The 12,059-nt window shown below is 63.7% G+C and carries 11 protein-coding genes; 8 read left to right on the forward strand and 3 right to left on the reverse strand.

The window, feature by feature from the left end; translation table 11 throughout:
• The 3 genes from GOPIP_RS05450 to GOPIP_RS05460 all read left to right on the forward strand — a co-directional run.
• Positions 1-673 (forward strand): AAA family ATPase (locus tag GOPIP_RS05450; protein ID WP_006368572.1); only part of this gene is annotated, 673 nt, incomplete at its 5' end.
• Positions 673-1,965, forward strand: coding sequence for a DUF58 domain-containing protein (locus GOPIP_RS05455; protein WP_006368573.1), 1,293 nt, complete (start codon positions 673-675; stop codon positions 1,963-1,965). The genes GOPIP_RS05450 and GOPIP_RS05455, both read left to right, overlap by 1 nt.
• A 153-nt stretch (positions 1,966-2,118) precedes the next feature.
• Positions 2,119-3,444 carry a PE-PPE domain-containing protein gene (locus GOPIP_RS05460; RefSeq protein ID WP_006368574.1) on the forward strand — a complete coding sequence of 442 codons (1,326 nt, stop codon included), beginning with the start codon at positions 2,119-2,121 and terminating at the stop codon, positions 3,442-3,444.
• Here GOPIP_RS05460 and GOPIP_RS05465 read toward each other — a convergent pair.
• Positions 3,375-4,370 carry a stage II sporulation protein M gene (locus GOPIP_RS05465; protein ID WP_006368575.1) on the reverse strand — a complete coding sequence of 332 codons (996 nt, stop codon included), beginning with the start codon at positions 4,368-4,370 and terminating at the stop codon, positions 3,375-3,377. The two genes, GOPIP_RS05460 and GOPIP_RS05465, sit on opposite strands and share 70 nt — an antisense overlap.
• Before the next feature lie 83 nt (positions 4,371-4,453).
• Here GOPIP_RS05465 and GOPIP_RS05470 point away from each other — a divergent pair, with 83 nt between their 5' ends.
• The gene (locus tag GOPIP_RS05470; RefSeq protein WP_006368576.1) at positions 4,454-5,323 is read left to right on the forward strand and encodes an RDD family protein; all 870 of its coding nucleotides are present in this window, start codon (positions 4,454-4,456) and stop codon (positions 5,321-5,323) included.
• Positions 5,324-5,364: 41 nt separating this feature from the next.
• Here the strand turns inward: GOPIP_RS05470 and GOPIP_RS05475 are convergent, their stop codons facing one another.
• Positions 5,365-6,561 carry an acyl-CoA dehydrogenase family protein gene (locus GOPIP_RS05475; RefSeq protein ID WP_006368577.1) on the reverse strand — a complete coding sequence of 399 codons (1,197 nt, stop codon included), beginning with the start codon at positions 6,559-6,561 and terminating at the stop codon, positions 5,365-5,367.
• A gap of 953 nt (positions 6,562-7,514) precedes the next feature.
• Here GOPIP_RS05475 and GOPIP_RS28175 point away from each other — a divergent pair.
• The 3 genes from GOPIP_RS28175 to GOPIP_RS05485 all read left to right on the forward strand — a co-directional run bounded on the left by GOPIP_RS28175 (position 7,515) and on the right by GOPIP_RS05485 (position 10,549).
• On the forward strand, positions 7,515-8,864 hold the full coding sequence (locus GOPIP_RS28175) for an AAA family ATPase (protein ID WP_006368578.1): 1,350 nt from the start codon (positions 7,515-7,517) through the stop codon (positions 8,862-8,864).
• Positions 8,864-9,733 (forward strand): hypothetical protein, encoded by an 870-nt coding sequence (locus GOPIP_RS28665; protein WP_006368579.1) that lies wholly within the window; start codon positions 8,864-8,866, stop codon positions 9,731-9,733. Before GOPIP_RS28175 ends, GOPIP_RS28665 begins: the two co-directional genes overlap by 1 nt.
• 480 nt (positions 9,734-10,213) lie before the next feature.
• Positions 10,214-10,549 carry a TfoX/Sxy family protein gene (locus GOPIP_RS05485; protein ID WP_035727284.1) on the forward strand — a complete coding sequence of 112 codons (336 nt, stop codon included), beginning with the start codon at positions 10,214-10,216 and terminating at the stop codon, positions 10,547-10,549.
• 37 nt (positions 10,550-10,586) lie between these two features.
• Here GOPIP_RS05485 and GOPIP_RS05490 read toward each other — a convergent pair whose 3' ends face one another.
• Positions 10,587-11,639, reverse strand: coding sequence for an SDR family oxidoreductase (locus tag GOPIP_RS05490; RefSeq protein ID WP_006368581.1), 1,053 nt, complete (start codon positions 11,637-11,639; stop codon positions 10,587-10,589).
• Between the two features lie 76 nt (positions 11,640-11,715).
• Between GOPIP_RS05490 and GOPIP_RS05495 the strand changes: the two genes are divergently transcribed.
• Positions 11,716-12,042 (forward strand): ArsR/SmtB family transcription factor, encoded by a 327-nt coding sequence (locus tag GOPIP_RS05495; protein WP_006368582.1) that lies wholly within the window; start codon positions 11,716-11,718, stop codon positions 12,040-12,042.
• Positions 12,043-12,059: the final 17 nt, after the last annotated feature.

A 12,059-nucleotide genomic window follows, 5' to 3' on the forward strand; every position in this document is an offset into this window, starting at 1 on the left:
CCGGCCCGGGCCGGTGTTCACCAATCTCCTTCTGGCAGATGAGATCAATCGGACACCACCCAAGACGCAGGCGTCGCTGCTCGAAGCGATGGAGGAGCGGCAGGTCTCGGTCGACGGTGTGCCCCGCCCGCTCCCCGACCCATTTCTGGTCGCGGCGACCCAGAATCCCGTCGAGTACGAGGGCACTTATCCCCTGCCGGAAGCGCAGCTCGACCGCTTTCTGCTCAAGGTGACCCTGCCCGTCCCACCCCGTGACGACGAGATCACCGTGCTCGCACGGCATGCCGCGGGATTCGACCCGAAGGATCTGGGAGCGGCCGGGCTGCGACCGGTGGCCTCCGCTGCCGACATCGTCGCCGCCGCCGATGCCGTCCGGCACGTTGCGGTGGCCCCGCAGGTGGCGGCGTACATCGTCGACATCGCCCGGGCCACCCGGACCTCACCGTCACTCGCGCTCGGGGTCAGCCCGCGCGGCGCCACCGCCCTGTTGTCCACCAGCCGGGCGTGGGCATGGCTGGGCGGACGGGACTTCGTCACACCCGACGACGTCAAGGCGCTGGCCCAATCGACTCTGGCACATCGCCTTTCGTTGCGACCGGAGGCCGAGCTCGAAGGCGTGTCGGTGGCGGCGGTCCTCGACGCCGCCATCGCCTCGGTGCCCGTGCCGCGCTGATGGTGCTCACCGGCCGGTTCTTCGCGCTCGTGGTGGCGGGCGCGATCCCGGTGATCGCCTACCCGCGCTACTGGGTGGCCCTGCTGTGGGTCCTGGGATGCGTGGTCCTCATGGTCGTCGATCTGATCGCCGCCGGGTCGACGAGAACCCTGCGGCTCTACCGGCTTCCGTCGGCGCCCATCCGCCTCGGCGAGACCGGGAGCTCGGTTCTGATGGCGCACAACGCGACCGGCCGCCGGTTCCGGGCGCGGATCAACGATTCGTGGCAGCCGTCGGCGGGCGCGGTGAACGCGGTGCACGCGGTGTCGTTGGCGCCCGGCGAGCAGCAACAGCTGGTGACCGGGCTGCGGCCCACCCGCCGGGGGGATCGGCTCACGCATCGGGTGACGGTACGGCGGATGGGTCCGCTCGGACTGGCCGGGCGGCAATCGGGCTATGTCGTACCCGGCTCCATTCGTGCACTGCCACCGTTCGACTCCCGAAAGTTGTTGCCGTCCCGGCTCGCCCGGCTCCGTCAGCTCGACGGCCGCTCGGCGGTGCGGATTCGTGGGCAGGGCACCGAATTCGACTCCCTGCGTGACTACGTCGACGGCGACGACGTGCGCAGCATCGACTGGCGCGCCACCGCCCGGCGACGGTCGACGGTGGTGCGGACCTGGCAGCCCGAGAAGGACCGCCACATCGTGATCGTGCTGGACACCTCGCGCACCTCCGCGGGCCGCATCGGTGATGCTCCGCGTCTCGACGCGGCGATGGACGCGGCCCTGCTGCTGGCCGCCCTCGCCGCGCATGCCGGTGATCGCGTCGATCTGATCGCCGGTGATCGCGTCGTCCACCGGCGCGTGGTCGGCGCGTCGCGCACCACCCTGCTCGGTGATCTCGTCAGCGCGATGACAGCGTTGGAACCCGCTCTACTGGAAGCAGATTGGCCGTTGCTGGCCGCCGAGGTGAGCAAACTGACCCGGCAACGTGCGTTACTCGTGTTGTTGACGCCCTTGGAGCCGGCCGCCGTCGAGGAGTCGATGCTGGCACCGCTGTCGGTGCTGGCGCAGCGGTACAAGGTGGTGATCGGATCGGTCCGTGACCCGCAGCTCGCCGCGATGGCTGCTCTGCGCGACGACGCGGCCGACATCTACGACGCCGCCGCTGCCGCCCGCACCCTGGCCCTGCGCGGACGCACCGAATCGGCGGTGTCGCGCCTGGGTGTCGACGTCGTCGACGCCGACCCGGCAGATCTCCCGGCGGCACTCGCCGATCATTACCTCACCCTCAAGTCACGCGGTTTGCTCTGAGCCGGTCGGTGTGCTCCCCAACCCGGTCCGTTCACTCCCCTATTGGTTGTCAGGCAACCCAATCTGGTTGACAGCCATCGCTACTCGCCACCTGCACACCATCATCGTGTAGCGTCCGGGGCGGGTTGGGGTTTGCTCAGGAGGGGAAATCCGATGCGCCCGAATCATCTCAGCTCCCCCGTATCGGTGGCCGCACTGTCTCTGATCGCTGCGGCCGTTGCGGCCGGTCATGGGGTCAGTCCTGGGGTCAATGCCGCGGATTCCGCACCGGTGACTTTGTCCCCGGCGAACGTGCGCCTGGCGTCGACCGTGCTGACGGTGGCGGGCAACACCACGGTCGTGAACATCCCGATGAACGAGGAACTCGGCGGCGCGCTCTGCTCACCGCCCAATGTGTGCCAGACGGTCGTCTACCCCTCCGGCGACATCGGCGGTATCGCATTGCAAAAGGGCGTGGCGGCCCTGACCACCGACATCAACACGACACCCGGGAAGAAGGTGGTGTTCGCCTACTCTCAGGGCGGCATGATCGTCACCTCCTGGCTTCAGGACAGTGCCGCGTCGGCCACGGCCCCGCCGAAGTCGGATCTGACATTTGTTCTGCTGGGCAACCCGCAACGAGGGCTCAACGGCCAGGCGCCCACGTTGGGCGTCGGGTCCGCGACCCCCACCGACACCGGGTACACCGTCATCGACGTCTCCCGCGAGTACGACGGCGAATCGGACTGGCCGAACAACCCGTTGAACGGGCTGGCGGTCGCCAACGCCATCGCCGGGTACTTCGTCGTCCACACCGATTACACCGGCGTGGACGTCGAGGACCAGAACAATCTCGTCCAGACCGTCGGCGGCACCACCTACGTCCTCGTTCCGACCGCCAATCTGCCTCTGCTCGAACCACTCCGGATGATGGGTCTGAGTGGTGTGGCCGACCAACTCAACGGTCCGCTCAAGACGATCGTCGATCAGGGATACAACCGGACCGGCTACACCACCCTCGGCGACGATCCGGCCGCGCAGCAGACGATCGGCAGTGTCTTCGGGACCACTGCCACCACGAACGCCGCGAGATCCGCCGAGAACACCGCATCCCGCGCCGCGGCCCGTCAGAGCGTCGCGGCTCCGGCGGCGACCGGTTACGCCGTGACGACAAGCGCATCCTCGGCCCTCGGAACACCCACCCCGACATCGGCTCCCGCTGCCACCACGACAACGTCTGCCCCCCAGACACCCATCACCCCGGCCTCGGCGACCCCGAGTACAACAACATCGAGTTCACCGACATCGAGTTCACCGACATCGGATTCCGGCGGCTACGTCGGACGGCACCGTGCTCCCGAGGCCACCGCCGGCCACGACTCTTCCGGTCAGGACTCCTCCGGTCCGGGCTCCTCCGGTCAGGACGCCGCTCAGGCCGCCACGGGCACTGCGTCACCGCGGTCGGGATCGGGGATGTCGCCGCGCTCGCCGTCGTTGTAGGCCCACCGGCCTGCGGTGAACACATAGACGAAGAATCCCACCCAGACGAACACGCCGATCCCGACACGTGCCCACGTGGGCAGCCCCGACGGTGTCACGAATGCCTCGATGAGCCCGGTGATCAGCAGCAGGACAACCAATCCCAACGCAATACCGATCGCCGCGCGACCCTGCTCGGCCAGCGACTGCATTCGTGTTTTCGGGCCGGGCGCGATCCACGACCAGAAGACCCGCAGGCCCACTCCGGCGGAGACGAACAGACAGGTCATCTCCAGCAATCCGTGCGGGGTGATCAAGCCGAAGAACACATCGGCGCGACCGTGCCGGATCATGATCGACGCGGTGACCGCGACGTTGAGGATGTTGCTCCACACCACCATGACGATCGGAAAACCGAAGACGCCGAAGGCGATACAGGTGGCGGCGAGCCAGAAGTTGTTGGTCCAGACCCGCAACGCGAACGACGTCGCGGCGTTCTCGGTGTAGTAGTTCGCGAAGTCGTTGTCGACGAGTCGTTGGATGTCGGCCGGGCTGCCGAACGCGGTCTCGGTGCTGGGATGGTCCAGGAACCACCACGTCATCGCGAACATTCCGACGAACGACACGATCAGAACACTGAGCCACCACCAGCGCATCGCATACAACGCCGCGGGGAACGTCCGCCCGAAGTAGCGGCCGACGATCGCCCAACTGCTCTCCTTGACACCGGCGGATCGGGTCCGCGCCTTGGCCAACAACGCGGAGAGATAGCCGACGAGGGAGGCGTCGGGAGCGGTGGACCGGATGACCGAGAGGTGGGTGGCCACCCGCTGGTAGGTGTCGATCAGTTCGTCGGCCTCCGCGCCGGAGAGCCGGCGGCGCTTGGTGAGCTGCTCGAGCCGCTCCCAGGTCGGCCGCTTGTCGCCCACGTAGGCATCGAGATCCACCTCGACAGCTTAGAACGCCGGGCGACGGTGGAGTGCGGATGTGAACCGGTTGATCGACGCCGCGGCCGGCGTGGTGGCCTAGAGTGTGGCGCATGTATCCGCAGCAGATGCCCTATCCGGTGCGGCCGTATCCGCCGGTCACCTGGGGTCGGGGCGCGGTCGGCACGGTCGGCGTCGGACGCGACGACCAGGTGTCGGGTGAGGCGGTGGCGCTCGACTTGCCGGCCGCCTCGTTCGGGCTGCGCATCCTGTCCGGGGTGATCGATCTGATCCTCGGTTACCTCGTGCTGATCCTCGGCATCTACCTGTCGTTCAAGCTGGCCTACGACGTCGACGACGCGTTGTTCGGCGCCTGTCTCACGGTGTCGACGGTGATCGCATTCGCCGCGGTGCCGACGACGTGGGAGACGCTCACCCGCGGAAAAACCCTCGGGCACGTGATACTCGGGTTGCGGACCGTCCGCGACGACGCCGGGCCGATCCGATTCCGCCACGCCCTGACCCGGGCGATGATCGGCGTGGTCGAGATCTACACGTTCTTCGGTGTCCCGGCGATGATCTGCGCGGCGGTGAACCGCCGCAACAAACGCATCGGCGACCTCGTCGCCGGCACATACGTGATCCGCGAACGATTCACGATCGCGCTGCCCGAACCGATCCCGATGCCGCCGCCACTGGTCCCGTGGGCGAGGGCCGCCGACATCGCCGCTCTCCCGGACCCGTTGGCGGTGTCGGTACGGCAGTTCCTCAACCGGCGCGAAGCCTACAGCCCGGCGGCGCGGTCGGCTCTCGCCGAGCGTCTGATCTTCGCGATCGCGCCATATGTCGCGCCCGCTCCTCCGCCGCAGGCGCCGGCCGAGGATGTCCTCGCCGCGGTCATGGCAGCGCGCCGCGAACGCGACACGGCACGCCTGGTCCGCGAGGACCTGCTGCGAACACGATTGTTGGGCTGAGCTTTTCGGTCATCGGACTCGGCGTCCGTTGAACCCGTCGCTCACTTGAGGTCGGCGCTGGACTTTCCGAGGATACGGCGGGCGATGATCAGCTGCTGGATCTGCTGCGTGCCCTCGAAGATGTCGAGGATCTTGGCGTCGCGAGCCCACTTCTCGAGCAGCATGGTCTCCGAGAATGCCGCGCTCGCACCGAGTTCCACCGCCTTGTTGGTGATGTCGGTGACCGTGCGGCCGGCCTTGGCCTTCGACATGGACGCCTCGGTGGAGTTGGGCTGGGAGTTGTCGGCCATCCAGGCTGCCCGGATCGCGAGCAACCAGGAAGCCTCCCAATCGGATTCGAGCCGGATGAACTCGGCGACCGCAGCATGCTGGGTGGCCGCGGGGGCGTCGTAGTCGATGGTGTGGCCGGCGTCGCTGAGCAGGCTGCGCAGTTCTTCCAGCGCAGCCCGGCCGAGTCCCACGGCCATCGCCGCGACCACCGGGCGGGTGTTGTCGAAGGTCTGCATGACCCCGGCGAACGCCTTCTTGGTCTCCACTTCCGGTGAGCCGAGCAGGTTCTCGGCGGGCACGCGCGCGTTCTCGAAGCGCAGGACCGCGGTGTCGGAGGCCTTGATGCCCAGCTTGTGCTCGAGGCGCACCACGCTCACTCCGTCGGCGTCGAGAGGCACGACGAAGCTCTTGATCGCGGCGCGACCGGCGCTCTTGTCGACGGTCGCCCAGACGACCACGTGGTCGGCGCGGGATCCGGCGGTGACGAAGATCTTCTCGCCGTTGATGACGTATTCGTCGCCGTCGCGCGTGGCCGTCGTCGACACCGCCGCCGAGTCGGAGCCGAAGCTCGGTTCGGTGATCGCCATCGCCGCCCAGACACCGGAGAACTTCTCGAGCTGTTCCGGCGTGGCCACCGCGGAGATCGCCGCGTTGCCCAGACCCTGATACGGGATGGACAGCATGAGGGCGACGTCGCCCCAACCCATCTCGACGCCGTGCAACACACCGCGGATGTTGGCGCCGTTGACGGTGCCCGCATCGGCATCGGCGCCGCCCGACTTGTCGGACTCCTTGGCCGCCTCGCGCGCCTTCTTGGCGAGTGCGCCCAGGTCGTCGAGTTCCTTGGGGTATTCGTGCTCGGCCTTGTCGTACTTGCGCGAGACCGGTCGGAAGATGTGCTCGGCCGCGAGGTGGGCTTGCTCGACCGCCGAATCGAACTTCTTCGGGAGCTCCAGGTTGATCGCCATGCGGGCTATCTTACTCAGAAGTAAGTTGCTGTCCAGCCCACCTTCGCGGAGGGGATTCGCTGGCACGAGTAGTCGGGGCGCCGTAACGCAGCCGCCCTGGCGTCGCGTGCGGTGGCCACCCGCGCTCCGTCGCGGGACACTCCCCGAGTAAGGACCTTTACCCGTAGATAGTTGGCGGTCAACTCCACGTCGAACACACTCAAGGCGAACAGGTCTTGTTGGCAGCAGACACCGCGTGAACGTCGGCTTTGTCGACCGGTGGCAATGAGAGGCCGCGCTGCTGAGCCGCTGCGTCTTCTGCCAACCACCTGTACCGCGCCGATCTGCCTACCGCGACGATCGCCGGCCGCTTAGACCGTGGGTACGTCGTAGTGCTCGACCCCCGTGGACCTCACCGGGTGCCCGACCGCCTGAATGTGCGGTTCAGTTGATCGATTGTTGATCATGCAGCCGAAATCTGTCGGTCTTATGCGCTGGCTGAAACGATGCCGGTGGACGGCACCAAGAAGCGCGGCCGGCTGGCAAATGACACAAAGGCGACCCTGGCGCGCTGGCATCTTCATGCTGCGGACACGTCCGGTGCCCGGATGAACAGGTGCGGACCCAAGTAGGCGATGAGTCGAATTCCTACTGGTCCTGAAGGCATGCTGCGTAACGATAACCCCGCGCCACCCGAGACAGCGCGATGGACAACCGCACGCAGTGCACCCAAGGACGACGGACGTCTCAGCGGAGGCCATCAGGGGAGTTGGGGGTGTCAGTTCCTCGACTGCGAGATTCGGGACAAGTCGCAGCCGAAGAGTACAGTCACGGTCCGCTAGTCAGTCCCTTCCCGCCATGGTCGCGGCCAATATCGTCCGCACGGGCGTTGCGCTCGATAGGCGAGACAGGCTTCTGGCACAACACGGCGTCAGACGCGAATGCAGTGTGCGGCGATAGGTTGGAATGAGAAGATGTCCGGTGTGACGGACCAGAAACCACTCAAGCTCATACAGGCTAGCGTATATGGTGTACTCGGTGCCTACGACCACACCATTAAGTTCGGCTCCGATGACGATTTCGTGATCGTTTACGGCCCCAACGGTGTCGGCAAAACTAAGACTCTGGAGGTACTAGACGGCCTCTGCCGAATTGACGGTCGAGCGCTTTCTAATCTACCGTTTGACACTGCCGAGATACTTTTTGATCGTAACAATAAAATCACCGCCACTTCCAGCTGGGAAACTGCGGAACAGTTCGTTACCTTCGACCTACTTATTGATGGAGAATTGCAGGACCGGTGGACGTACGACCAGCCAGAGGCTGTCGATTGGCTGATCGACAACACACCGTGGCGACCAATTGAAAATGGCCTGTGGGAGGACCGCTCCGACGGCGAGATATCGACCTATGAGCATTTGGAGTCCCTCTATTCTTCTCAGCTAAGTTCGGGGTTGGGCGGCAAGATACCGGAAGCCCTTGAGCAATTTCGGAAACGATTTCCTGTCTATCTGATCGAAACGCAGAGACTTCGAACAGGCTCGACGCCCCGTCCGATCCTTCGACGACCGGCCAGTTTCCAAAGGCGCAGGCGAACGGCCGTTAACGCAACCCGGATCAATGACCAGGCCGAAGTAATGAAGTTTCAGATAAATAATGCACAGACCGAACATTCGAGAATTACCCAACAACTTGATAGAACCTTTCCAAGTCGTATTCTCGAAGCTTCAGGTGAGTCAGCACAAGCAAATGACGATTCGGGTATACGAGCCAGGTACAATGAACAAAATGAATTTCGGTCGCGGCTAGGGCGTGTTGTATCCGTTCCCCTAGAAAGTGAATTGTCGCTACCTTCGCGATCGCTGGAGAATTGGGAGCTTCGACTTCTCGATTTGTACCTGTCAGATGCCGACCAGAAGCTACAGCCGTTTGTTAATATTCTACGCCGAATCGAACTACTTGAGGATATCCTCAACCGTCGCCTCCTGCGAAAGAAAGTTCACGTAGACTCTAGCGAGGGAATTTCTGTTTCCGATGAATCAGGTGGTCGCAAGATAGCACTTGAGACACTGTCGTCCGGTGAGCAGCATGAGGTGATCCTAATGTTTGACCTCCTGTTCAATGTTCCAGAGGGCGCTCTTGTTCTGATTGATGAGCCCGAAATTTCACTTCACGTGAGTTGGCAAATCGAGTTCATCCCGGACGTGCAGAGGATCGCAAAGATCCGAGGGCTGAAGTTCATTGTTGCGACACACTCGCCTCAGATCATCAACGACAGATGGGACAAAGCCATCCGACTTGGACCGTCTGATACGAGCTTCTAATGATCGAATACCTAAACTCCAATACACTTTTCAATGAAATTGCGATGATCCGTCCCGAACTAAAAGGGATGATTCTTGTGGTAGAGGGCAGTGACGACGAGTACACAATGGATTATCACACCGGTGCATCCGTAACCGTCATAGGAGCACACGGTGGCAAGCGAGAAGTCCTTGAAGCATCAATCAAAGCTGATCAGTACGCGATCCCGAGTGCCTACTTCTTAGTAGACAGCGATTACGACGATTTCGTTCCGACTGAGGTTCCGTATGGCACGCGAGTTGTTACCTCGGACGGGCACGACTTTGTGATGGACCTGGTCTTGGTCGACCAATCAGTGATGCAGCGAGTATTGGGCGCCCACTTGCGGACAGCCACGGCAGGCACTGGGGTACGAATCTCCGCCAGCGAACTAATTCAGAAGGGACTTGCACTAGCCTTCGTGGTCGGAGTTCTACGACTCCTTAGCGTCAAACACCAATGGGGACTAAAGCTACGTGATTTCCCCTTCGGTAAACTTAGGTCGATAGAGCCGCGCGTCGACGAGATCGTGCGGATTGCGCTGAACAACTCACCACCGATCACGGAGGACACCATCGATCTAGCACGGATTCTGGCTAGTGCTTTGAACGACTATCGGGATCAATCCACTGCGATAGTCGGGGACCACGACTACTTTTCTGCCACTGCCCACGTGCTTAAGCTTGCAGGTCTAGCCAATGTAAAAGGTTCGACGCTCGCGACCAGTTTCATCGCAGCGGTGCATTGCCGTGCTATCGGACGGACCGGTTGGTATAGTGACCTCTCTTCTCGATCGAAAGAAGAGTCTGGAGAGTCTTGCTTCGCATGCCCGTGTGAAGAATCGGCATAACTCCGATAGATATGCGGCGGACGGCAGGACACTGATGCTATCGGGCACGACCCTGAATGGTGACATAAAGGTGTGCAGGTAGGTGGACGGTGCCGGGCCAGGAATCGCGGAGCGAACTTGGTGCTAGCCGTGTCAAGTTCGTGCAGAGCGTGTGGAGTTGGGTAGCGACTTCAGGTGCGTCGTGTCGCCCCCGAGGGGCCGTCGGTATTCGAAGGAGGCCGGCGGACTGCTGATGTCGGCAGGCAGGGTAGTGCAGGATGTCGACTAGTCCGTCGACGGTGACGGTGGCGGGGTGCGCGTCGAGGGCGAGCCGGGTGGCTCTAGCCTGCCAACGTTGGTGCCGGTGTGCAGATCATGACGTCGGTTCGGCGAGCTGCTCGGCGGACATGATGACGGCGGTCCTGCCGCGGGTGGGTGCGAAGATCACCGCGTGCATGCGTCAGCGTGCGCGGTGGCGGCCGCGATGCCTACCCTCGAGTGGTGGCCTACGACGATGAACTCGCGTTTCGGATCCGCGCATTGCTCAGCGGTGAGAGCAACGTGGACGAGAAGCCGATGTTCGGCGGTCTCGCGTTCCTCATCAACGGCAACATGGCGTTGGCTGCGAGCTCCCGCGGTGGACTCATGGTGCGGGTCCCGCCCGAGCAGACCGAGGTACTCCTGGAGTATCCGCACACCGAGCCGATGGTCATGTCCGGCCGCGAGACACGCGGCTGGCTCCGCGTCGGCGGCGAGGGCGTGCGCACCGAGCGCCAGTTGAGCCGGTGGGTGACCCTCGGATCGGATTACGCCCGCAAACTCCCGGCGAAGTACTGACCCACCGGAGTGCCGAGGAACTGCAGCTGCCGAAGAACTAGGGGATGAGCCTGCGCTCCCGGAGTTGCTCGAAGATCCTGGTGAACATGGCGTCGGTCTCGACGTAGTCGTGGAATCCGGCGCGTCGGCTCTTGGAGGTATCGGCGATCACGTCGTAGTCCCAGCCGAACACGAAATCGCCGAATTGCCAGGAGGAGACGTCCTCGTAGGGGGTGGGCTCGAGTCCGTGCTCGGCGACCATCGCGTCCCATACCTGCTGCTTGTCGGCCATCACCTCGGACAACGACATGGGCAACGGATCCGCGACCGGGATATCGAAGAAGTCGGCGACCACCGACCACATGCGCTGCCACCGGAACATGTCGCCGTTGGTGATGTTGAAGGCCTCGTTGGCGGCCGACGGAGTCGTCGCCGCCCATTCGGTGGCGCGCGCGAGCAGGCCCGCGTCGGTCATTTCGATGAGGCTGGAGTAGGCACCCGGCTTGCCGGGAAAGCGCAGCGGGATTCCGAGCTCCTTACTGATCGACGCGTACACGGCGAGCACCATCGCGATATTCATCGGATTGCCCACGGTGACTCCCGCAACGACCGACGGGCGGATCGCCGACCACGACCAGCTCTGGCCACGCTGCCGTCGCTCGAGCAATTGCTGCTGATCGACGTTGAACTCGGGGGGCATGTGCGGCGGATCGCTCTCCTTGGCAGGCGTCGCGAACGGACCGAGATGGGCCCCGTAGACCTTGTAGCCCTGCATCAGGCTGACGTGCTCCAAGGCGGGTAGGAGATCCACCGAATCCAGGACGTTGCGCAGCATCGTCACGTTCGGTTCGACGAGGTCCGACCAGTTCGGACGGTCCTGGTAGGCGGCGTAGAACAGATGCGTCGTCTCCGCGGCACGACCGATCGCGGCCCGCGTGGAGTCGAGATCGAGGAGATCTGCGCGCTCGTGGCGTATGCGTGGCCGGTTCTCTGCGCCACGTCGGGATATCCCGACCACATCCCAGTTGTCCGTGCCTGCCAGGTGCTCGACCAGGTTGCCGCCGATGACCCCCAGTGCACCGATGACCAGAGCGTTCCCGCGTACCGACATGAAGCCTCCATCGTTAGATCGTGATTTTACGATGAATGTATATCACAAGATCGCGATGAGCAGATATGCTGGAGCGATGAACAGCAGTGAATTGCTCGACACCGACGAGTGGGTGGTCACCGCCCTCAAGGCGATCGCGCATCCGCAGCGGATGGCGATCATGCGATGGCTGCGCGACCCGGAAAGTTTCCCGCCCCAACTCGAACCCGCAAGCGAAGTGGGCGTCTGCCTCAAGCACATTCAAGCCAGGATGGGTGCATCCCAGTCGACCGTCTCGCAATATGTGGCGGTCTTGCAGCGCGCAGACCTCGTGCACTGCACCAAGATCGGCCAGTGGTCACACTACCGACGCAATGAGGATGCCCTCGCGCGCCTCAATCAGCTTCTGCCCGAGATCATCTGATACTCGGCTCGCGGTGA

Source organism: Gordonia polyisoprenivorans NBRC 16320 = JCM 10675 (assembly GCF_000241325.1).
Lineage (GTDB): Bacteria > Actinomycetota > Actinomycetes > Mycobacteriales > Mycobacteriaceae > Gordonia > Gordonia polyisoprenivorans.

Bases quoted from the DNA above. Each gene is read 5' to 3' on its own strand.
- GOPIP_RS05455 (WP_006368573.1), top strand. From the start codon at position 673: ATGGTGCTCACCGGCCGGTTCTTCGCGCTCGTGGTGGCGGGCGCGATC.
- GOPIP_RS05460 (WP_006368574.1), top strand. From the start codon at position 2,119: ATGCGCCCGAATCATCTCAGCTCCCCCGTATCGGTGGCCGCACTGTCT.
- GOPIP_RS05475 (WP_006368577.1), bottom strand. From the start codon at position 6,561: ATGGCGATCAACCTGGAGCTCCCGAAGAAGTTCGATTCGGCGGTCGAG.
- GOPIP_RS28175 (WP_006368578.1), top strand. From the start codon at position 7,515: ATGTCCGGTGTGACGGACCAGAAACCACTCAAGCTCATACAGGCTAGC.
- GOPIP_RS28665 (WP_006368579.1), top strand. From the start codon at position 8,864: ATGATCGAATACCTAAACTCCAATACACTTTTCAATGAAATTGCGATG.
- GOPIP_RS05490 (WP_006368581.1), bottom strand. From the start codon at position 11,639: ATGTCGGTACGCGGGAACGCTCTGGTCATCGGTGCACTGGGGGTCATC.
- GOPIP_RS05495 (WP_006368582.1), top strand. From the start codon at position 11,716: ATGAACAGCAGTGAATTGCTCGACACCGACGAGTGGGTGGTCACCGCC.